Here is a 20,612-nt window from a genome sequence, read left to right on the forward strand (position 1 = left end):
CAATGCCGTTGATAAGCCCGAAGGGGCCGGTCAGCGGCATTGCCATAATACGTCCGTGAACCAGCGTTTGCTGTCATAGAAAAACTCCACCGGCCTGAACCCGCTGCGGGAAGCCAGTTCGTTGATCTCTTCCACGGTGTATTTCTGGGATATCTCCATGAATATGGGCTCATTGGCGCCAAAGCGCACCGTTTGCCCGGCAATCTCCACCGCCTGCTCTTTCTGGCTGATGAGAAAACTTTTGCAGGCGCCGGTGAGCGGATCGTAAGTAGGGTAATGTTCAAATTGTGATACGTCAAAATTCCCGTCCAGCTCGCGGTTGATCCTTTCCAGCAGGTTCAGGTTAAAGGCGCGGGTAATGCCGGCCTTATCGTTGTAGGCGTCCAGGATGGTCTTCGGGTTTTTGCGCAGATCGAAGCCGATCATGAGCATATCCCCCGGCTGCAATTGCTGGCGCAGTTTGGCGCAGAACTGTACGGCTTCCGCGGGCGTGAAGTTCCCAATGCTGGAGCCCATGAACATTACTACTTTTTGCCTTCCCGTAATTTGCCCGGCAGCCTGGAGCATGTCCATGTATTCCCCGTTCAGCCCCGTTACCTGGAGGCCGGGGAGTTTTACCGGCAGCGACTGTTGCAGCTGCGCGATAATGTTACGCGAAATATCGATGGGGAAATAAGTGTCTATGGCGCCGGTGCGGAGCAGTTCTTTCAGCAGGTAAAAAGACTTGGAAGCGTCTCCTGCGCCCAGCTCCACGAGATCGAACACAGGGGCCTGGCGGCGTATGGCCCGTACTATCTGCTCGGTTTGTCCGCGCAGTATGTCCATCTCGCAGCGGGTGAGGTAATATTCCTGGCAGTGCATGATCTGCTGGAATAAAGCATCGCCGGTGGCGTCGTAGAAATATTTGGAATGAAGGCGCTTGGGCACTTCCCGCAAGCCTTCCAGTACGTCTTTTTCAAATACGAGCAGTTGTTTTTCAACAATGGTGGTGTTGTGATATGCCAATGCTGTTCTCATCCTGGTGGTTTTTAATGATGTACTTTAAATAGTTTTTGCCAGCCTGATGCCTGTGAGCTGCCAGCGCATCGGTGCATGGAAAAAGTTCCGGTAAGTGGGCCGGCTGTGGCCTTTGGGCGTGTAGTCCGAAGCGCCGCGCAGCACTTTCTGGTTCACCATGAATTTGCCGTTGTATTCGCCCACGGGCCCGGCTACGCGTTCAAACCCGGGATAGGGGAGATAGGCGCTCTCCGTCCATTCCCAGCCGCGGCCCCAGTTGAATTTGTCAGCCGCTGCTTCCCATTCAAATTCCGTGGGCAGGCGCAAACCTTTCCAGGCAGCGTAGGCGGAGGCTTCGTAAAAACTGGTATGCTGCACGGGATCTTCCGGGCGGACCGGTTGCAGGCCGTTCAGGGTGTAATGGTGCCACTGGCCGTCTATGTTGTGCCAGTAAAGCGGCGCCTGTATATCATTGTTTTTTACCCAATCCCAACCTTCGGCATGCCAGTATGAAAATTCCCTGTAACCGCCCCCGCGCATAAATTCCAGGTATTCGCCGTTGGTGACAAACCCGTTTGCGATAGCATATGGTTGGAGGTAAACTTTATGACGGCCCAGTTCATTATCGTAGCAGAACCCGGGACGGGAGAAACCTGTTTCATACACGCCTTCGGGCATTTTCGTAAAACCTTTTTCCTGCTGCCCTTCTTTCTCATTGCCATTCTCGTCCGAATACGCGGGGAACAGCGGGTTGTGGCCCAGTATGTATTTAATGTCGTACCATAGCAGTTCCTGGTGCTGCTGCTCATGGTGGCAGCCCAGTACCAGGATGGTTTCCGCATCGGGGGGCAGGGGCGTTTCCAGCAGTTGTTCCATCGCGGAATCCACGTAAGCGCGGTAACGGTAGATCTCATCCACTGTGGGCCTGCTCAGGTTGCCGCGTTGTGTGCGGATCACGCGGGCGCCGAGACTTTCGTAATAGCTGTTAAACACGAAATTAAAATTCGGGTCGTATTCGGTGTAACCGGGTAAAAAAGGTTTGAGGACCAATGTTTCAAAAAACCAGGTGGAATGGCCGAGATGCCATTTCGGAGGGCTTACAAAGTCCACAGGTTGTACCACATAATCCTCTTTCTGTAGCGGGCGGCAAATGTCTTCCGTCCATTTGCGTACGCTCCTGTACTGCTGTAGCAGTGGCGTCACGGTGGTGGTAGTGATCATTTCAGTCTTTTTGCGTATTCAACAATTGCGTAAGGTCAGTGATCGTGCGGAGCTTCAGTTCCTCCGCCTTTCCCCTCCTCATCATCAGTGCGTAGGCGTTGTTAAAGCCGATGGGCTTCAGCCAGCTGAGCTTGTAGCGTTCGCTGAACTGCTGTTGCACAAAGGCGTAAACACTGTCTTTATTCCTCAGCTGCTCCGTGAGCGGCGATTGTAATATGACCAGCAGGCCCGTGCCCGTATATTCGGGATAAAGGTCTATCTGGTTGTTCGTCAATGCATCAAAACAAATTTTCGTGCCACCTAATCCGGTTTTGGAATCCACACCCAGATCCGTGTGGCCGCGGATGAGCATTTTGTACATTTCGCAGAGGATGTATTGTTCCGTAAATATCTTGCTCCCGATGCGGATCACGCCTTTGTTCCCGGCGCGTGGCGGCAGCAGCAGCCGCTGTTCCTTCAAAAATGTCCTGGCTGCCTGTTCGGGACTTTGTTTGAGATAATCCACCTGGTAGTTCAGGTAAGTCATCACGGAGTCATTGATCCGCCCGGCCAGCAGGTTGAGGGCATCGCCCAGTTCGGGGTATTGTTCCAGTACGGACTGGCGTACCACTGGTGCCGCGTAATATGGCGGGAAGATGAATTTGTCATCTTCGAGGATAACAAGGTCGTATGCGCGGATGCGCCCGTCCGTGCTATATCCGCTTACCACATCCAGTTTGTTCTCATGCAGCGCCTGGTACATCACCGCGTCGTTGATCACCACGGTGGGGATGCGCAGTTTGTAGATACTTTTCAGGCCGAGATAACCGTCCTGCCGGCCCATGAACTCCGGGGTAAAACCGGCCAGCAATTTCCCTTTTGTGGCGGCGGGCAGCATGGCAAAACAAAGTATGGCAATGCCGGCGCCGCTGAGCAGGAGTTTATATTTCCGCCAGTTGATCTTCTGGATGCGTGACAGCAGGAAGTCGAACAGCAGGGCGAGCAGCGCGGCGGGAATAGCGCCCGCGAGGATCATATTGGTATTATTCAGCGCGATGCCGCCGAAAATAAATTCCCCCAGTCCCCCGGCCGCAATGTAAGCCGCCAGGGTAGCCACGCCTACGTTGATCACCGCGGCGGTGCGGATGCCTGCTATCAGCACCGGCATGGCGAGCGGCAGCTCCACTTTAAAAAGCACCTGCCAGGGCGTCATGCCCATGCCTTTGGCGGCTTCTTTTACGTAGGCGTCCACACCGGTGATGCCGGTGTAGGTATTGCGGATGATGGGTAGTAATGCGTAGAGGAACAATGCGAAGATGGCGGGTTTGGGTCCGATGCCCAGGAGCGGTATGAGAAATCCGAGCAAGGCGATGCTGGGGATGGTTTGCAGCACGCCCGCAAATCCCAGCACGGTGCCCGCCAGTTTTAATCTTTTGGCGATGAGGATGCCCAGCGGTACGCCCACTGCAATGGCAATGCCCACGCTCACCAGGGTGAGGCTGATGTGCGTAAGCGTTTGCTGCAGCAGCTTGTCGGACTGCGAGGCCAGGAATTCAAAAAATCCGTTCATTGCGGTTCATATTGTCCTTTCAGGAAGTTGCTTACAAATTCATTCACAGGCTGGTCGCGGAGTTCTTCCGGAGTACCCAGCTGCACGATCTTTCCTTTGTCCATCAGGCAGATGCGGTCGCCGAGGGCAAAAGCGTCCTGTATATCATGGGTCACCATGATGATGGTTTTTTCCCGGAACTCATCCAGCTCCGCGAATTCCTTGCGGATGCGGTGGCGGGTGACGGGGTCCAGGGCGCCGAAAGGTTCGTCCATGAGAAGCACCGGCGGGTTCGCTGCGAGGGCGCGCGCAAGGCCTACTCTTTGCTGCTGGCCGCCACTCAGCTCGTGCGGGAACATATGTGCGTGGGTATCCCGGCTGAGGCCGAGTTTGGTGAGCAGCGTATCCGTTCTTTCATGAATGCGCTGTTTGTCCCATTGTTCCAGCTTTGGCACCACGGCGATATTTTCTTCCACGGTGTAGTGGGGGAACAGGCCGGTTTGCTGCAATACATAACCCATCTGCCGGCGGAGCATTTCAGGCTGGAGGTCGCGGGTGTTCGTACCGCGGAAAAACACTTCGCCGCCGTCAGGCTCCAGCAGGCGGTTGATCATGCGCAGGGTGGTGGTTTTGCCGCAGCCGCTGGTACCTAGCAGGATGAGGTTCTCGCCTTCCGCAACGGTAAAGGAGACGTCCTGCACGGCGGGCTTTCCGCCGAAATTTTTCCGGAGATGCCGTACTTCAATCATTATCGAGCGAAAGGAAAAGATTATTTAAGGATTCAGAAAATGTGGGATGCGCAAATGCGGTATCCCGCAGTTGTTCATATGTGATGTTGCCCGTCATGGCCATTTGCAGTACACTCATGATCTCGCCGCCGCTGACGGACAAAATGGCCGCGCCCAGTATCTGTTTGTTCTCCGTATTGATCACCGCTTTCATCAGCCCGCGGGTATCGCCCGTTTCAATACCCCTGGCCACCCGGCTGAGGGGTAGCGTCGCTACTTTGATCTTAAAGCCCTGTTTAAGGGCTTCTTTTTCAGTCAAACCTACACGACCAAGTTCCGGGTCGGTGAACATACAATAGGGTATCATACGGTCTTTAATGCTCAGGTTCTGTTTGTCAATAATATTATGGGCCACAATAAGGTGATCGTTATAGGAAATGTGCGTAAAAGCGGGGCCTCCTTTCACGTCTCCCATCGCGTAAATACCGGGAGCGGAGGTTTCCAGCCTGTCATTCACTTCAATGTAACCGTGCGGGCCTGTTTTGACGCCGGCCAGCGAAAGGTTCAGCTCTTCCGTATTCGGCGCCCTTCCCGCGGCTACCAGCAGGTGGCTGCAGGTGATGCGTTTTTCCTCACTGTGCTGCATCAACGTCAGCTCCGTTTGTCCGTCTAAATTACGGGATACTTTGTTAACCGCGGCATTTGTCAGAAAGGTAACATTATCTTCTTCAAGTATCTGCCGGATGCAGGCCGCAACGTCATCGTCTTCCTTCTCCAGCGGGGCGGCATTACGCTCCAGGATGGTCACGCGGCTGCCAAAGCGGGCGTACATCTGCCCCAGTTCCATCGCGATGTAACCGCTGCCAATGATGGCCAGGTGTTCCGGTATTTTGTCGAGATCGAGGATGGTGGTGGAGGTGAGATAAGGAATGTCCGCAAGACCGGGGATTGCCGGAATCATGGGCCTTGCGCCGGTATTGATGAAGATATGTTCCGCGCTCAGGGTTTCTCCGTTCACACTCAAAGTATCAGGCCCGGTGAAGGAGGCCGTGCCTGAAAACATCTCAAGGTTTTTGATGTCTTTTACACCTTTTTCAAGGCCGGAACGGAAGCGGTTCACCACCTCATTTTTCCTGTCCAGGACAGCGGAAAGGTTCAGCTGCGAAGGATCGGAAGGAATACCGAAGGCCTGCGCCTTTCGGGAGAGATAGCTTAGCCGGGCCACGGCTATCATGGTTTTGGTGGGAGTACAGCCGTCGTTCACGCAGGTGCCGCCGAGAAAACGTTTTTCGATGAGTGCGGTACGGCGGCCAGCCGCGGCGAGTTTTTTGGCAAGCGGGATCCCCGCCTGGCCGGCACCGATAACAATTGCGTCAAATTTGTTCATGTCTCAGTTTTACAGGGCTTGTAAAGCTAGTATAACAGGTGCAGGCAGTGCAATGTTCATACCATGGTTTGCGTGGTGGGAAAGGTGAGGGCTGGAATATACCGGATGACCGGAGCAATATTCCGTTTGGGAAAGACCGGAGCATAGCATGTAAACCCCAATCCCATCATATACGATCGGTATAGGATCGCTATAAGATCGCTATAGGGTCGCTATAGGATAAGATTTGGTAAAAAAGTACCAATGAACTGAAGAGAATGCCATATTTTGTACAGATGATCCTCGAACTCTGCCTGATATTTTTTCTCATAGCGCTGGTGTATTCCTCCGCCGGTTTTGGTGGGGGCTCCAGTTATCTTGCCTTGCTGGCATTGTACGGCATCGGTTTCCAGCTCGTGAAATCCACCGCGTTGATCTGTAATGTGGCCGTGGTAGCGGGCGGGGTGTGGCAATTTCACGCCAGCGGGCAGCTGCCGTGGAAAAAGGCCATGCAGCTGAGTGTTTTTAGTGTCCCGATGGCTTTTATTGGCAGTTATATGCCATTGAAACAGGAAGCATTTTTCCTGCTGCTGGGTATTGCGCTGGTGCTGGCGGCTGTATTGATGGGTGTGAAGCTGGTGAAGGAAAAACAATACACGGTAAAGGGACAGCGGGGGTGGCAGTTTACGGCGGTGGGAGGAGGGATCGGTTTTTTGTCCGGTATCACGGGCATTGGCGGGGGTATTTACCTGGCGCCGGTTTTAAGGTTGGGCCGTTATGATACCCCCAAACATATTGCAGGATTGTGCAGCTTTTTTATTTTGGTGAATTCATTGGCGGGGCTGCTGGGGCAGTGGGCCAAAAATGCGGTGGTGTTCCGTGCGGAGGTGACGCTGCCATTGCTGGCGGCGGTGATAGTGGGCGGGCAGATCGGTTCGAGGCTGAGCGCCGCCATATTGAAGCCACGCTGGGTGGAAGTGGCTACGGCCGTGCTGATCCTGTATGCGGGCGTAAGGATGCTGCTGAAATAAACGCTCTTATCCACCAATCACGGACATACTTTCCAGGACTTTCCCCGCATTCGCGCGTTCTGCTTCAAAGCCGTTCACATACTTGCCGGCAACGGCTGATCTGATCTCATGCATCAGCAGGTCATCCGGCATTCCTTCTCTCATCAGGTCGCGCACATTCAGCGTATCGTGCCCATACAAACAGGTTTTCATTCCGCCGGTGGGCGTAATGCGCAGGCGGTTGCAGCTGCCGCAAAATGTTCTGCTGAAAGCGGGGATCACGCCAATATTCCCGGTATGCCCGGGGATGTGATAACTGAGGGAAGTGCTGCCCGGCGGGTCGGGAAGTTTATGCAGGTCAAATTCGCGGCCGATGTGATCCAGTATACGCCGGTAATGCCATTGTATGCCTGAAAAACCGTTGCCCTGGCCGTTGAAAGGCATTTCTTCAATGAACCGTACGGAGATGGCCTGGTGCCGGGTTAAAGCGGTGAACGCCGTAAGTTCATCCGTATTTACCTCATTCATTACCACCATATTGATCTTCACTTCCATGTCATATTCCAGCAGGGTTTGCAGTGTATGCGTCACGGCGTTGAGTTGGTCGCGGCGGGTGATCTGTTGGAAACGGTCCGGGTGCAGTGTATCCAGGCTGAGGTTTATTTTACGGATGCCGAGCCTGTGCAGTGCGGGAATAAACGGAGCGGTGAGCACGCCGTTAGTAGTGACGGACACTTCGCAATGAGCGGAAAGTATCTCCAGCAGCGAAAGCAGGTCTTTACGCAGGAAAGGTTCTCCGCCGGTGATGCGCACTCTTTGAACGCCTTCAGCAGCCAGCAGCTGTACCAGCCGGGTGATCTCCTCGTAAGAAAGGAGCGACGCGCGGTCCATGAACTGCATCTTTTCCGGCATACAATAAGTACAGCGGAGATTGCAGCGGTCGGTTACAGCCAGGCGGAGGTAACTTACCTGCCGGCCGTGTTGGTCCATCAGCATATCAGCAGGTTTTCCCGGCATTCGGATTCTCGAAAGCCTGGCTGTCATCCTCATCACGAACGGTCAGGCATTTAAAATCTTTTTCCACCAATATTTTCAGTTCTGAACCATCGGGATTTTTGAGGCTGAAATCCAGGCTGGTTTCATCAGTGTCCAGCATCTGGCTGAAATAAGGCGCGGGTATGCCCAGGTGCACGCCCCAGCCTTCCAGCTTGACGGCCGGCGCAAAAAGATTCTCACGCGAGCGTATGCAAAAGTGCAGTGCATGCGCGCCAATCCAGGTGTGTTCTTCCACTTTGCCCGTTTCCCTGATCCTGGCAACGTCTGCCTGATCGAGCCGGTAGCGGATGCTGTTTCCCCTGATCCTGATTTTCATAATGAGATATTTTATGTTAGGTCTTTTTAAAGTTAACGAATTATGACGGTGTTATTGTAGCTTTATACCGTCATGAAGATTATGTTTTTCGGGATCGCCAAAGAGCTGGCCGGCGGCGCTACGCTGGAAATAACGGAAAAACCGGGAACGGTAGGCCAGTTCCGTGAATGGCTGATCCGGCAATATCCCGCCATGCGGGAATTGCGGAAAGTGATGATCGCCGTGAACAAAACATACGCCACCGATGAGCAAACTATTGCTGATGACGACGAAATAGCCGTTATTCCTCCCCTGAGCGGCGGGTAAAAAATTACAAGATGGAATCACTGATCAAAATTGTTTCAGACATACAAACTGAGGAAGCCATCCGTTTCGTTGAATCTCCCGGAAGCGGCGGGGTGGTGACTTTCATCGGTACCGTGCGCAACCAGACGAAGGGCAAACCCGTGCTGAAATTGTTCTTTGAAAGCTACGAGCCCATGGCAATTCTTGAAATGGAAAAGATCGCGCAGCAGGCGTTTGAACAATGGGATGTGCAGCGTATCGCCATCATTCACGCCATCGGTGAAAAACTGCCCGGCGAAGAAGTAGTGGTAATAGCTGTAGCCGCCCCGCATCGCGGAGCCGCTTTTTCCGCCTGCCAGTATGCGATAGATACCCTCAAAGAGACCGTCCCCATCTGGAAACAGGAATTCTTTGAAGACGGCGCCGTATGGGTGGCGGCGCATCCCTGACAATTCCATATCATATCCTTCCATCATTTCAGTTTCTCCTTCGCATTTTCCATCTCCTCCGGTGTATTGGCATTGTATTGCTCACGCCTGTACGGGTTCTCTATCAGCGCCACTTCCATGCCGGATAGTGTTTTACGCGGACAGGTCTTCCCTTCCCTGAAATCGTTTGCCAGCTGTTCCAGCGCGGCAGGCTCCCATATCGCGATGAGCGGTTCGGGCTGCTCGTTGAACGGGCTGATGAAAGAAGTAGCCGCCAGCCGGGGCTGGCGTTTTTCCAGCAGCAGCGAAATGCTTTGCGCGCTGATCAGCGGCAGGTCGCAGGCGAGTACCAGCCATGACGCGGCCGGGTCATGGGCATATGCGCTCAGCAGCCCGGCAGACGGGCCTGCGCCTTCCACACTGTCGTGGATGATATTCCCGCAGCCGGGGAACTCCTGGCCTTCGCGGGCGGAGAGCCATACCTCCGGTACAAATTCTTTCAGCAAGTTGTACAGGTATTGCCACTGGGGCAACCCGTGATAGGAGATGGTGCTTTTGTCCTGCTGCATTCGCAGGCTTTTGCCGCCGCACAATACCAGTCCTTTAAGCGCCATGTTTACCTCCCGTTTTTGTAATGAGTTTTGTACCATTGATCACCATTTCCATGGAAAGGGCTTTGCACATATCGTATACTGTCAGCGCGGCCACGCTTGCGCCGGTGAGGGCTTCCATTTCCACGCCCGTTTTGCCAAAGGTTTTCACGGTGCAGCGGATCACGGCTTCTTCTCCTTCCAGTTTGATGTCCACGCTGCAATGGTTTAACAGTAAAGTATGACAGAGTGGGATCAGTTCCGGCGTTTTTTTAGCGGCCATAATACCCGCGATGATCGCGGTCTGGAATACCGCGCCTTTTTTGGTGACAAGCTCCTGCCCGCTGATGCAGCTGCGCACGGCCGGGGGCAGGTACACACGGCTTTGCGCCACGGCTGTTCTTTCCGTATCGGCCTTGCCGCCCACGTCCACCATCTGCGGCCGGTCCTGTTCATCCAGGTGGGTAAAGGCCGTATTTGACGCATTGCTCATAATTGAATAAATTTATCGTAACAAAAAAGTGTTTGCTTATGATGCCTGTTCCGGATGCTTTTAAGGCAGTAATGGCCACCGTGAAAGACGCGGGGATTACCACCGTATTGCTGGAAGCCGCGGCAGGGCGCATCCTGCGCGAGCAGGTGATTGCGGACCGGCCGTTCCCGCCGTACGACCGTGTGGCGATGGATGGAATTGCCATTGCGTTTGACAGTTATGCGCGTGGGCAGCGGGTATTCGGGCTGGAAGATGTGCAGGCCGCCGGCATGCCGCGTATGCAGCTGGCAAACCTGGCGGATTGTATGGAAGTGATGACGGGCGCTATCCTCCCCGAGCTGACGGACGCGGTGATCCCGTACGAACATACTGAAGCGGAAGAACACGAAGGGTTCAAACGTTTTACGGTTGTAAAGGATGTGGTGGCCGGGCAGCACATTCACCGGCAAGGCAGCGACGTGCCGGCAGGTAAGATCCTGCTGGGCCCCGGCGTACGTATTGCCGCCCCCGAAGTGGGTGTGCTGGCCAGTGTGGGAAAAGCTGAAGTGAAAGTAAGCGCCCATCCGCGTATCTGCCTGGTAGCTACCGGTGACGAACTGGTGGAGATCCGCTCCGCGCCTGAACAGCACCAGGTAAGGATGTCCAACGTATACAGTATCGCGGCGGCTTTGCATACACTGGGCATTCCCGCGGAGATTGTACACCTCCGCGACGAGCCGCACAGCATGGAACAACAGCTCCGGCCGCTGCTTTCCAAAGCGGATGTGCTGATATGTACGGGTGCCGTTTCTGCCGGTAAGTTCGATCATTTGCCACAAGTATTGGAACGCTGCGGTATGCAGCGTGTGTTTCATAAAATCAGCCAGAAACCGGGTAAACCTTTCCTGTTTGGTACAGTTCCCGGTGGCCCTGTGATATTTGCACTGCCGGGCAACCCCGTATCCGTGCAGCTTTGTTATTTCCGTTATATCCAGCCCTGGTTGCTGGCTTCCATGCATCATATGCCGGAAGAACAGTTGTTCGCGGCGCTGGAAACGGAAGTGAAGTTTGATAAACCCCTCACGTATTTCCTGCCGGTACAGCTGCAATGCGCGCCCGGCGCCCGCCTCACGGCCCGGCCCGTCACCTACGGCGGCTCCGGCGATATGGCTTCGCTGCTGCACGCGGACGCTTTTATGGAACTGCCGCCTGAGCCGGATGTATTCCCCGAAGGAGCGGTGTTTCCGGTTTGGAAGTTCAGGTAAGCGGCGCCGCCAATGCGGATAACGTGACCGGGATAAATTCTTTCCCCGGCGTTTCACAGATGTAACAGGTATAATCAGCCGGCAGCGCGGAGGCGGGAGTGCCGGCCGCCACACCACGTTCGGGATCTCCTGTTGTGTCATCATACACCGTCAGGCACGACGGGCATTGGTGCACGGTTTTCTCCCGGCTGATATCCACCGTTACTGCTTTCTGTCCTGAAACGTACTCCTGCAACACATTCCATTCCGTTCCTTTTTCATAGTACTGCCTGCACAACGATGCGATGTACGGCCCCAGGTGTTCCTTCAGCACTTCGCTGCGGTAAGGGATCAGCTGGTGCGTGTTCGGATTAAAATCCGGGGTGTACAGGATATCGTAGCGTTGGAGGTATTTGAGTTTGCTGCGGTGTTTGTTTTCCTGCCGCCTGATCACGATGGAACCGAAATGATGTTTCCCCGCATCCAGGCTGATGTTGAAACAAAGACCGTAAGTACGCACATCCGCGGTGTCGAAATGCCGGATGATGTGCCGCTTGAGGATAAGACTGTCTTCGCAATGGTCCGCCACCTGCCAGTTCAGCTCATTGGCTGCGTGCCTTACATTAATACCGTGTTTGCCGAGTACATAATCCCAGAGTTTACGATGCGCGGGCTCGATGTTTTTGATGATGACGGATTTCCAGGGTGTGGCATAAAACTGCCCGATGCCGGTTTCAAGACATACGGAACACATGTCTTTCAGAAAACTCACATCAAATATTTCGTCGCGGCGGTATATGCCCAGCCAGTACTGGTTGTTGTGCCGGTTAAAACCTTCGTAGTAAGGAAGATGGAAGGCGGGCAGTTCCAGTTCCCTGTCGATGTCGCGGCTGATGCAGTCCAGCGGTGTGCTGAGCAGGGAGGCGGGTTCCCGGTGATCAATAACGGGCGTTTCCAGCGCGGCGCTTACCGCCGGTATGCTGTTGGTGTAGATCAGCCGGGGCCAGCGCCAGCTTTCGGTCTGGCCGGGATAACGAATGTACAGGTGCCAGTAATGCGGATGCTGCGAGGCAACCCAGTTGATGTGCCCGCTGAAAAGCGGCACAAAGGTCTGGCGGCTGTCGCAGATATTGATCTTCAGTTTGGGCGAAGGCGCCAGGGTGTCGAAAATATCTTTGTAAATGCCTTCCGTGAGCCAGGAATCGGTGATAAAAATACCCGACGCGGGGTAGGAGCTGGTGATGTTTGGCGTTGCCTGATCCAGTTGGAATGCCACTTCCCGCTCACGGCAGGCTTGCTCGAATGTATCGAATTCTTTATAGGGTACCTCCAGGAAAAGCTGTTGCCGGAGGCCAAACCTTACGTCCTTCACCCGCGCAGCTTCGGCTGCTTCCAGTACCTGGAGCAGGTAGCCGGGAGAGATGATGCCCCCGGTGAAATTAAACCGTACCAGATGTGATTGTTTGGCCATGATGGGTGGTTTTGATAGAAGGAAGCGCCTGCTCCAGCAGTCTTAATACTTCGGGGCGGCAGCTGCCGCAGCCCATGCCCGCGCCGCTGGCGCGACAGATACCGTCCAGGTCCGTATGCCCGTCCCGGATGGTTTCTTTGATATTACCATCGCCCACGTTGCCGCAGGAGCAGACGAGTTTCCCGATCACCGGCGCGCCTTTTTTGCCGGAACGCAACAGCTCCAGCCGCTTGCCGGACAATTCGGTTTTCTGGCGGATCAGGTCGCGGAATTCCGCCAACTCGCTTTTATCGCCGATGAGGATGGCGCCTACCAGTTTATCCTGGTGGATGATGCATTTTTTATAATAACGTTTCGCTTTGTCTATGAACACTACTTCTTCGTAAGCGGGATCGCCGGGCGTTTCCACCATACCGAGGGAGCAGAGGTCCATGCCCTGTACCTTGAGGATGTTGATAAACAGCGAGCCTTCGTAATACCCCGCAATATCTCCATTAAGATAACGGGCCACCACCGCGGCCTGCTGCTCCGCGGCAGCGGTAATACCGTACAGGATGTTTTCAAACGCCGCGATCTCGCCGATGGCAAAGATGGACGGGTCGCTGGTTTGCAGGTATGGATCAACCACCACGCCACGGTTGCAATCCAGTTTGGCGGCCTGCGCCAGTTCTATGTTCGGGATGGTGCCGATGGAAAATACCACGGCCTGGCAGTCTATGTGGCGGCCGCTTTTCAGGCGGATGCCTTCTACCTGTTTCGTGCCGGAGAATTGTTCTATTTCATCGTTGAAAAATATTTCAATATCCCTTTCCCGCAGTTCTTCACTGAGCAGCTGCGCCCCCAGCGCATCCAGCTGGCGGTCCATCAGCCGTGAGGTGCGTTGTATCACCGCCACGCTGATGTTCATTTCACGGAGCGAAGCGGCCAGCTCTATGCCCAGCAGCCCGCCGCCGGCGATCACCACCCGGCCTTTGCCGGGTGAAATATGTTGCATGAAATCATCCGCGTTTTTGCGGGTGCGCATGGTGAAGATGCCTTCCATGGCCGGTACGTCTTTGAGGGTGGCAGCCCTGCTGCCAGTGGCGAGAATGAGCACATCGTAATCGTGTATGAGTCCATTGCTGTCCGTCACCTGTTTGGTTTCACGGTCAATCTTTTCAATGCTCACACCTCGGTGCAGCGTGATGTTTAAGGTGGCTTCCTCCGCGTCGGACATCTTCACCAGCTGCGCCCATTGCTGAGCGCCGCTGATGTAGTCCGGAAGCATAACGCGGTTGTAAAAAGGCAAATCTTCCTTGCTGAATACGGTAATGGCATCGGTCCTGTTTAATGCGCGGTAGGAACGTACAAAGCCGCAGGCCCCGGCGCCCGCGCCTATCACAATGATCTTCTGTGATGGTTTCCGGTACTTCGTTACTTCCACGGTGGCAAACTTCAGGTCCGGCTGCCGCGATATGGGATCGGTGAGATTGTTCGTAAGATTGTTCGCCCTGTTCAGGTCGTTCTGCAATATTTTGCCCCAGTGCATGGGGAGAAATACCACACCCGGTTTGATGTCTGTACTGATCTTTGTTTTTACGCGTACCTGCCCGCGCGGGCTGCTCACCACCACCAGGTCGTCCTGCCGGAGATGCCGCGCTTCCGCATCCCGCGGATGGATCTCCAGGAAAGAGGATGCAATGTGCTGTTTCAGTTTGCTGACCTTTCCTGTTTTGCTCATGGTATGCCACTGGTCGCGGATGCGGCCGGTGGTGAGGATGAGCGGGAAATCTTCATTGTGCGCTTCGGAGGTATTTTCGTCGCCGACGGTGTGGATGACGGCTTTTTGATGTTTGGTGTAAAACAGGTGGTCTGTGAAAAGGCGCGCTGTGCCCTGGCCGTTTTTGTAAGGCCATTGGATGCTCCGGCACTCCTGTAATATTTTATAGGAGAGACTGCTGATGTCTATGCGGGTGCCCGCGGTGAGGCGGCAATGTTCATCATAGATCTCGCCCGCGTGCGCATAATCAAATCCTTTATAGCCCATCTTCTGTGCGAAGCGACAGATGATCTCCGCATCGGGCAGCGCTTCGCCGGGCGCTTCTGTGATCTTTGAAAGATAACTGATGCGGCGTTCTGCATTGGTCATGGTGCCTTCCTTTTCCGCCCATGCGGCGGCGGGGAGTACCACGTCCGCGTATTTTAATGTTTCGGGTTTGGAGGATATTTCCTGCACTACTACAAAACTGGCTTTCTGCAAAGCCGCTTCCATGGCCCGTGCGTCAGGGAGGGACACGAGCGGGTTAGAACCCATGATCCAGATGGCTTTCAGGCTGCCGCTCTGCAAAGCGGAGAACATATCCGTGGCGGTAAGGCCGGGTTTGTCCGAAATAGTAGTGCCGCCCCAGAAAGCCTGCACTTCCGCGCGGTGTGTTGGGTCATCCAGCAGGCGGTGCGCGGGGAGCAGGTTGGCCAATCCGCCGGTTTCCCTTCCGCCCATGGCATTGGGCTGACCGGTGAGCGAAAAAGGCCCGTTGCCAGGTTGGCCGATCTTACCGGTAATAAGGTGGAGATTGATGAGGCTGAGATTCTTGGAAACCCCTACTGCACTTTGGTTCAGCCCCATCGTCCACATCGTCATAAATCCTTTGGATGGGCCGATCAATGCGGCCGCTTCATAAAGCTGCTGCTCCGGGATGCCGCAGATAATAGCCGCTTCGGCAATGCTGCGTTGCATCACGGCGTCCCGGTAACGCGTAAAACCTTCGGTGTGCTGGTGTATAAAATCTTTATCCGTAAAACCCTGCTCTATGAGCAAACGGCCGATGGCATGATGTAATACGATATCCGTTCCGGGATTGAGCTGGAGATGCAGATCTGCTGATGCGCAGCTCTGCGTAACCCTCGGGTCGCTCACAATAATACGCAGCGCGGGATTGGCCGCTTTGGCCGCTTCTATCCTGCGCCAGAGGATGGGATGGCACCAGGCTGGATTGGCGCCGGCCACAAAAATGCAATCCGCCAGTTCAATGTCATCGTAAGTGCCCGGCACCGCATCTTCTCCCAGCGACATTTTGTAAGCGGCTACCGCGCTGCTCATGCAAAGGCGTGAATTGGTATCGATGTTGTTGCTGCCGATAAAACCTTTGATGAGTTTATTGACCACATAATATTCTTCGGTAAGGCACTGGCCGGAAGCATAAAACGCCACCGCGTCAGGGCCGTACCTGTTGATGATGCTTCTGAACACCGCCGCCGTCCTGTCCAGCGCCTGCTCCCACGAAACCCGCATCCGGGGTGCGTTGCGATGATAACGCATTTCCGGGTGCAATAACCTGTCGCTGGTGTCCATGACGGTGTAGTGCAGGTTCATGCCTTTGGAACAAAGCATGCCCCTGTTCACGGGATGGTCTTTATCGCCTTCCAGGCTGAGTTTTCCCTGCCTGTCCCGGTGAACGACTATTCCGCATCCTACGCCGCAATAGCAGCAGGTGGTTTTGAAGCTGGACATATTATTGCGTAATAAGGTTTGGAACCCTCCTTTCGGCCGGTTCTTTGGAAAATCCCGTGAACAGTACGATGCAGCCGGTAGCAATCACCGCGTAAGCGATGTAGGTGAAAGCCTGTTCGTACGAGATATTTTCTGCTTTGAATAAAAAACCGAACAACATACCGCCCACGTTGCCGCCAGCGCCTACAATGCCGCTCACCAGTCCTACATTCCGGGGATTGATAAAAGGTACAATGCCGTAAGTGGCGCCGTTCGCCATTTTCAGGAACAAAGCAAAGCCGATCATGGCGATAATGGCTAATTGCAGATTTGCCGCACCCGCAAAGAGGAGCAGCCCGCCGCCTTCGGCGAGCAGTACGAGCGCCAGCAAAATGCCTTTCCCTTTCAGCCCTTGTTTTAATCCTATCCGGTCCGAAACAAAGCCGCCGAGCGCGCGGGCAAACAGGTTCATCAACCCGAATATGCCCGCCCAGAATCCCGCACTGCTTTGGGAAAGACCGTAAGTATCCACGAAGTGGAGAGAAGCTACATTGTCAAAAGTGATCTCCATGCCGAAACACATCGCATAAGCAAGCATCAATGCCCATATGCGCCAGTCTTTTAACACAGACCAGTCGGTGCTGCTCCGTTCCCCTTCACGGGGTATCTCGTCATAATTGCCTGCCGGCGTGTCTTTGGTGTATTTATGATAAAGAAAAGCAACGCCGAGCATCATGACTCCGGGCACGATCATGGCCAGCCGCCAGGATGCCCCGGCTGTATATCCGAAACCGAGGATAGCCGTGAATATCAGCGGCATTACGATATTGGTCACGCCGCCGCCCAGGTTGCCCCATCCGCCGGTAATGGCGTTTGCCGTGCCTTTGATGGCCGGTGCGAACATCATGGAGGTATGGAACTGGGTAATGACGAAGGAAGCGCCGATGGTGCCGATGGCGAGGCGGAATAATAGGAAGGTGGTGTAGTCTTGCGCCAGGCCGACAAAAAACACCGGGATGGAACCAACCAATAGCAGCCGCACGGCTGTTTTGCGCGGCCCCCAGGTATCGCAGAGCCGGCCGATGATCAGCCGGGCAATGATAGTGCCGGATACGGACGCGATCATGATATTGCCTACCTGTGATTTGGTGAGGCCAAGGTCCTGCCGGATGGTGGGCATCAGCGGCGCCAGGCCAAACCAGCCGAAGAAACAGACGAAAAACATCAGCCAGGTGATATGAAAGGTGCGCATCTGCACACTGCTGAGGCTGAAAAGGGAGAGTTTCCGCAGGGGTTCAGGGAATGGATTTTTCATGTAAATTTGAGAAATTTTATGTGAGCCAATCATATTAAAATTCAGAAGCCCGGACAGTCTGCAAACTGCCGGGTTTCGCTTTTTACAAAGTTTCTACAGTTACCTGCATATCCGCTTCCACGCCCGTTTGTACGCCAATGTACACGCGGTCGTCCTCCAGTCTTACAGGGTAAACCGTAAGGGAACATTCGGACTCGTCGCTGATGCAGCGCCCGTCCGCCAGGGAAAATGTCTTTTTGTGAAAGGGGCAGGCTACTTTCGGTTCGCCCTGGTGAGTGCCCGTCATGCCACGGCTAAGCGCCATCTGCCGGCGGTGAGGGCAGAGGTTTTGGGTGGCATACCAGCTGTTGCTGCGCGAAAAGTAAAACAGCGCGATCTGTTCGTCCCTGTATTTGATACAAACGCCGCCGTTGTGCGGTACATCGGTCGTTTTACAGGCAAAGAACCAGGTGATGGCGGTGGAGCTGATGGTTGACATAATGTATGAGTTTGGTTATTTCCAGTCCGCGGCTTTTTTCTGCTCGCGGAGCGTTTCGAATTTTACGGTCGGGTCTTTTTCTTCCGGCGCATTGATGAAGTGAGAGAATTTTTTCCGCAGCTCGGGGCTTTCCACTACTTCTTTCCATTCACATTTGTAACTATCCACGAGGGACTGCATTTCTGTTTCCAGTGATTCGGCAATGCCCAGGCTGTCGTTCACCACTACGTTGCGCAGATAGTCAATGCCGCCTTCCAGCTTGTTCAGCCAGGTGGCGGTGCGGGTGAGCGGGTCCGCGGTTTTGATGTAAAACATCAGGAAACGGTCGATGTACCGGATGCAGGTTTCGCTGTCCAGGTCCTGTGCCAGCAGCAGCGCGTGTTGCGGTTTGGAGCCGCCGTTGCCGCATACGTAGAGGTTCCATCCTTTTTCCGTGGCGATGATGCCAAAGTCTTTGGACTGCGCTTCCGCGCATTCCCTGATACAGCCGGATACCGCGCTTTTGATCTTGTGCGGCGCTCTCAGGCCACGATACCTTTCTTCGATGCGGATGGCGTAGCTCACGCTGTCGTGCAGGCCAAAGCGGCACCAGGTGGAGCCTACGCAGCTTTTGACGGTCCTCAGCGCTTTGCCGTATGCATGGCCGCTTTCAAAACCGGCTGCTATCAGTGCTTCCCAGATGGCGGGCAGATCCCCGAGATGCGCGCCGAACATATCTATACGCTGGCCGCCGGTGATCTTCGTGTATAAATTATATTCTTTGGCGATAGTGCCGATAACGATCAGTTTCTCCGGTGTGATCTCTCCGCCGGGGATGCGGGGCACGATGGAATAAGTGCCGCCTTTCTGGATGTTCGCAAGGTAACGGTCGTTGCTGTCCTGCGCGGTATCGTTGCCTTTGGCGAGGATCATGTCGTTCCAGAGGCTGGCCAGTATGGAGCTGATCACGGGTTTGCACACTTCGCAGCCTTCGCCGTGACCGTAATGGTCCAGCGCTTCGTCGAAAGAGCGGAGGGATTTTACTTTGATGAGGTCCAGCAGTTCCTGGCGGGAATAATCAAAGTGCTCGCACACGACGTTGCGGATATATTTGCCCTGCGCTTTCATGGTGGCGGTGATGAGGTCTTTTACCATCGGAGTGCAGCCCCCGCAGCAGGTGCCGGCTTTGGTGCATTTTTTTACCGCGTCCAGGGTTTCGTGGCCTGCTTCCACTGCCTGGCAGATGGCGGCTTTGCTGATGCTTTCGCAGCTGCAGATCACCGCTTCGTCAGGAAGTGCATCCACGCCTGCGCCGGAGGGTGCACCGCCGTTACGCGGGCCCAGCAGTACATCCGCTGGATTGGCGGGCAGAGGGATGTTGTTTTTACAGGTTTGCAGCAGCATATTATAAGCGTCCGCATTGCCGATGAGAATGCCGCCGAGCAGGTATTTCCCGTCCTGCGATACATTTATGCGCTGATAGACGCCGCTGACGCTGTCTTCCATGACAATGCTATGGCTCTGGTCCGGCGGGGTGAATGGGTTGCCGAAGCTGGCCACGTCCACACCGATCAGTTTCAGTTTGGTGCTCATGTCGAAGCCGGTGAATGATTTTACCGGTTCTTTCTCTGTATAGGATGCAATGATATGTGTGGCGGCTACTTCCGCCATTTCATAGCCGGGCGCCACCAGGCCGTAGATCATACCATTATATAAGGCGCACTCGCCCACGGCGTATATGGATGGGTCGCTGGACTGCAACAGGTCGTTTACCACAATGCCGCCGCGCGGGCCGGTTTCCAGGCCGCAGGCTGCCGCCAGTTCGTCCCGGGGTTTGATGCCGGCGGAGATTACCAGCATGTCCGTATCCAGGGAGGTGCCGTCTGAGAAAGCAAGACCGGTAATGGTTTCTTCACCGAGGATGGCGGAGGTATTTTTGCCGGTTAATACCTGTAAGCCGAGACTCTGCAATTTATGCTGCAATACAAAAGATCCTTTGTCGTCTATCTGCCTGGGCATCAGCCTGGGCGCGAACTCGATCACGCTGGTTCGGGAAATGCCAAGATCCAGCAGGGCTTTGGCCGCTTCAAGGCCCAGCAGGCCGCCGCCAATTACGGTGCCGCGGCTGGCGCGGGGAGCGTAACTTTTCATCAGCTCCAGGTCTTCGATCGTGCGGTAAATAAATACCCCCTTTTTGTCGGTTCCTGCTATATTGGGTACAAAAGCGGCGGAGCCGGTGGCCATTACCAGGAAATCGTAGGTTTCGGTAATACCTTTCAGGGAAGTGACGGTTTTTTGTTGCCGGTCTATTATATGGACAGGATCGCCAAGGTAAAGGGTGATGCCTTGCGAAGCGTACCAGTCCACGGGAGCAAGGGAGAGGTCTTCGGCGGTTTTGCCGGCAAAGTATTCGCTAAGGTGAACGCGGTCGTATGCAGGGAGGGTTTCTTCGCCAAAAATGACGATCCGGGCAGTGTTTGTGCCAAGCTTTTGTGTGATTTTCTCACAGAATTTATGGCCGACCATGCCATTACCAATTACTACGATCTTCATAAGTTGATATATTAATAAATAATTAATATAATTGTTATCAGCTTTAAAAACGTAGAAATTGAATCAGGTGTATGATCTATATCATAAATTTAAGGCAAAATGTTTTA

The 20,612-nt window shown here is 54.4% G+C and carries 18 protein-coding genes; 4 read left to right on the top strand and 14 right to left on the bottom strand.

All coding sequences use genetic code 11. The features are described 5' to 3' along the window. Positions 1–30 precede the first annotated feature (30 nt). The 5 genes from egtD to EG028_RS08535 are packed head-to-tail and all read right to left on the bottom strand — an operon-like array spanning position 31 to position 5,860. Positions 31–1,017 (bottom strand): L-histidine N(alpha)-methyltransferase, encoded by a 987-nt coding sequence (gene egtD / locus EG028_RS08515; RefSeq protein WP_120516324.1) that lies wholly within the window; start codon positions 1,015–1,017, stop codon positions 31–33. 24 nt (positions 1,018–1,041) lie between these two features. Next, positions 1,042–2,217: an ergothioneine biosynthesis protein EgtB gene (egtB, locus tag EG028_RS08520; protein ID WP_120516323.1), complete on the bottom strand. Its 1,176-nt coding sequence runs from the start codon at positions 2,215–2,217 to the stop codon at positions 1,042–1,044. 1 nt (position 2,218) lies between these two features. After that, positions 2,219–3,766 carry an ABC transporter permease/substrate-binding protein gene (locus EG028_RS08525; protein ID WP_120516322.1) on the bottom strand — a complete coding sequence of 516 codons (1,548 nt, stop codon included), beginning with the start codon at positions 3,764–3,766 and terminating at the stop codon, positions 2,219–2,221. Further along, a complete protein-coding gene (locus EG028_RS08530; protein WP_120516321.1) occupies positions 3,763–4,494 on the bottom strand; it encodes an ABC transporter ATP-binding protein in 732 nt (243 codons plus the stop codon). Before EG028_RS08530 ends, EG028_RS08525 begins: the two co-directional genes overlap by 4 nt. Further along, on the bottom strand, positions 4,487–5,860 hold the full coding sequence (locus EG028_RS08535) for a mercuric reductase (protein ID WP_120516320.1): 1,374 nt from the start codon (positions 5,858–5,860) through the stop codon (positions 4,487–4,489). The genes EG028_RS08530 and EG028_RS08535 overlap by 8 nt, the downstream gene beginning before the upstream one ends. A 257-nt stretch (positions 5,861–6,117) precedes the next feature. On the opposite strand from EG028_RS08535, the gene EG028_RS08540 reads away from it, so the two are divergent. Beyond that, entirely contained in the window at positions 6,118–6,870 is a 753-nt protein-coding gene (locus EG028_RS08540) for a sulfite exporter TauE/SafE family protein (RefSeq protein ID WP_120516319.1), read from the top strand. 6 nt (positions 6,871–6,876) lie between these two features. On the opposite strand, the gene moaA is transcribed toward EG028_RS08540, so the two are convergent. Together moaA and EG028_RS08550 are read right to left on the bottom strand one after the other, a co-directional pair. Next, positions 6,877–7,845, bottom strand: a complete 969-nt coding sequence (moaA, locus tag EG028_RS08545) for a GTP 3',8-cyclase MoaA (protein WP_120516318.1) — start codon at positions 7,843–7,845, stop codon at positions 6,877–6,879. A 1-nt stretch (position 7,846) separates the two neighbouring features. Further along, positions 7,847–8,221 carry a DUF7009 family protein gene (locus EG028_RS08550; protein WP_120516317.1) on the bottom strand — a complete coding sequence of 125 codons (375 nt, stop codon included), beginning with the start codon at positions 8,219–8,221 and terminating at the stop codon, positions 7,847–7,849. A 72-nt stretch (positions 8,222–8,293) separates the two neighbouring features. Here EG028_RS08550 and moaD point away from each other — a divergent pair, with 72 nt between their 5' ends. After that, positions 8,294–8,527, top strand: a complete 234-nt coding sequence (gene moaD, locus EG028_RS08555) for a molybdopterin converting factor subunit 1 (protein ID WP_120516316.1) — start codon at positions 8,294–8,296, stop codon at positions 8,525–8,527. A gap of 11 nt (positions 8,528–8,538) precedes the next feature. Continuing rightward, the gene (locus tag EG028_RS08560; RefSeq protein WP_120516315.1) at positions 8,539–8,955 is read left to right on the top strand and encodes a molybdenum cofactor biosynthesis protein MoaE; all 417 of its coding nucleotides are present in this window, start codon (positions 8,539–8,541) and stop codon (positions 8,953–8,955) included. 23 nt (positions 8,956–8,978) lie between these two features. Here EG028_RS08560 and mobA read toward each other — a convergent pair whose 3' ends face one another. Together mobA and moaC are read right to left on the bottom strand one after the other, a co-directional pair. Continuing rightward, complete coding sequence (mobA, locus tag EG028_RS08565) at positions 8,979–9,548, bottom strand: molybdenum cofactor guanylyltransferase (RefSeq protein ID WP_241559098.1); 570 nt, start codon at positions 9,546–9,548, stop codon at positions 8,979–8,981. Further along, on the bottom strand, positions 9,538–10,017 hold the full coding sequence (gene moaC, locus EG028_RS08570) for a cyclic pyranopterin monophosphate synthase MoaC (RefSeq protein WP_120516314.1): 480 nt from the start codon (positions 10,015–10,017) through the stop codon (positions 9,538–9,540). Before moaC ends, mobA begins: the two co-directional genes overlap by 11 nt. A gap of 38 nt (positions 10,018–10,055) precedes the next feature. Between moaC and EG028_RS08575 the strand changes: the two genes are divergently transcribed. After that, positions 10,056–11,261 carry a molybdopterin molybdotransferase MoeA gene (locus EG028_RS08575; RefSeq protein WP_123864604.1) on the top strand — a complete coding sequence of 402 codons (1,206 nt, stop codon included), beginning with the start codon at positions 10,056–10,058 and terminating at the stop codon, positions 11,259–11,261. Here the strand turns inward: EG028_RS08575 and EG028_RS08580 are convergent. The 5 genes from EG028_RS08580 to nirB all read right to left on the bottom strand — a co-directional run bounded on the left by EG028_RS08580 (position 11,254) and on the right by nirB (position 20,505). Continuing rightward, entirely contained in the window at positions 11,254–12,711 is a 1,458-nt protein-coding gene (locus EG028_RS08580) for a rubredoxin (RefSeq protein ID WP_120516312.1), read from the bottom strand. The genes EG028_RS08575 and EG028_RS08580 overlap by 8 nt on opposite strands. Next, positions 12,680–16,201 (bottom strand): nitrate reductase, encoded by a 3,522-nt coding sequence (locus tag EG028_RS08585; RefSeq protein WP_120516311.1) that lies wholly within the window; start codon positions 16,199–16,201, stop codon positions 12,680–12,682. The genes EG028_RS08580 and EG028_RS08585 overlap by 32 nt, the downstream gene beginning before the upstream one ends. A 1-nt stretch (position 16,202) precedes the next feature. Then, positions 16,203–17,495, bottom strand: coding sequence for an MFS transporter (locus EG028_RS08590; protein WP_185096813.1), 1,293 nt, complete (start codon positions 17,493–17,495; stop codon positions 16,203–16,205). Between the two features lie 82 nt (positions 17,496–17,577). Next, a complete protein-coding gene (gene nirD, locus EG028_RS08595; RefSeq protein WP_120516310.1) occupies positions 17,578–17,973 on the bottom strand; it encodes a nitrite reductase small subunit NirD in 396 nt (131 codons plus the stop codon). 15 nt (positions 17,974–17,988) lie between these two features. Further along, positions 17,989–20,505 (bottom strand): nitrite reductase large subunit NirB, encoded by a 2,517-nt coding sequence (nirB, locus tag EG028_RS08600; RefSeq protein WP_120516309.1) that lies wholly within the window; start codon positions 20,503–20,505, stop codon positions 17,989–17,991. Between the last annotated feature and the right edge of the window lie 107 nt (positions 20,506–20,612).

The sequence above is a fragment of the Chitinophaga barathri genome (genome assembly GCF_003807585.1).
GTDB classification, from domain to species: Bacteria; Bacteroidota; Bacteroidia; order Chitinophagales; family Chitinophagaceae; genus Chitinophaga; species Chitinophaga barathri.

Bases quoted from the DNA above. Each gene is read 5' to 3' on its own strand.
- egtD (WP_120516324.1), bottom strand. From the start codon at position 1,017: ATGAGAACAGCATTGGCATATCACAACACCACCATTGTTGAAAAACAA.
- egtB (WP_120516323.1), bottom strand. From the start codon at position 2,217: ATGATCACTACCACCACCGTGACGCCACTGCTACAGCAGTACAGGAGC.
- EG028_RS08525 (WP_120516322.1), bottom strand. From the start codon at position 3,766: ATGAACGGATTTTTTGAATTCCTGGCCTCGCAGTCCGACAAGCTGCTG.
- EG028_RS08530 (WP_120516321.1), bottom strand. From the start codon at position 4,494: ATGATTGAAGTACGGCATCTCCGGAAAAATTTCGGCGGAAAGCCCGCC.
- EG028_RS08535 (WP_120516320.1), bottom strand. From the start codon at position 5,860: ATGAACAAATTTGACGCAATTGTTATCGGTGCCGGCCAGGCGGGGATC.
- EG028_RS08540 (WP_120516319.1), top strand. From the start codon at position 6,118: ATGCCATATTTTGTACAGATGATCCTCGAACTCTGCCTGATATTTTTT.
- moaA (WP_120516318.1), bottom strand. From the start codon at position 7,845: ATGCTGATGGACCAACACGGCCGGCAGGTAAGTTACCTCCGCCTGGCT.
- EG028_RS08550 (WP_120516317.1), bottom strand. From the start codon at position 8,221: ATGAAAATCAGGATCAGGGGAAACAGCATCCGCTACCGGCTCGATCAG.
- moaD (WP_120516316.1), top strand. From the start codon at position 8,294: ATGAAGATTATGTTTTTCGGGATCGCCAAAGAGCTGGCCGGCGGCGCT.
- EG028_RS08560 (WP_120516315.1), top strand. From the start codon at position 8,539: ATGGAATCACTGATCAAAATTGTTTCAGACATACAAACTGAGGAAGCC.
- mobA (WP_241559098.1), bottom strand. From the start codon at position 9,548: ATGGCGCTTAAAGGACTGGTATTGTGCGGCGGCAAAAGCCTGCGAATG.
- moaC (WP_120516314.1), bottom strand. From the start codon at position 10,017: ATGAGCAATGCGTCAAATACGGCCTTTACCCACCTGGATGAACAGGAC.
- EG028_RS08575 (WP_123864604.1), top strand. From the start codon at position 10,056: ATGATGCCTGTTCCGGATGCTTTTAAGGCAGTAATGGCCACCGTGAAA.
- EG028_RS08580 (WP_120516312.1), bottom strand. From the start codon at position 12,711: ATGGCCAAACAATCACATCTGGTACGGTTTAATTTCACCGGGGGCATC.
- EG028_RS08585 (WP_120516311.1), bottom strand. From the start codon at position 16,201: ATGTCCAGCTTCAAAACCACCTGCTGCTATTGCGGCGTAGGATGCGGA.
- EG028_RS08590 (WP_185096813.1), bottom strand. From the start codon at position 17,495: ATGAAAAATCCATTCCCTGAACCCCTGCGGAAACTCTCCCTTTTCAGC.
- nirD (WP_120516310.1), bottom strand. From the start codon at position 17,973: ATGTCAACCATCAGCTCCACCGCCATCACCTGGTTCTTTGCCTGTAAA.
- nirB (WP_120516309.1), bottom strand. From the start codon at position 20,505: ATGAAGATCGTAGTAATTGGTAATGGCATGGTCGGCCATAAATTCTGT.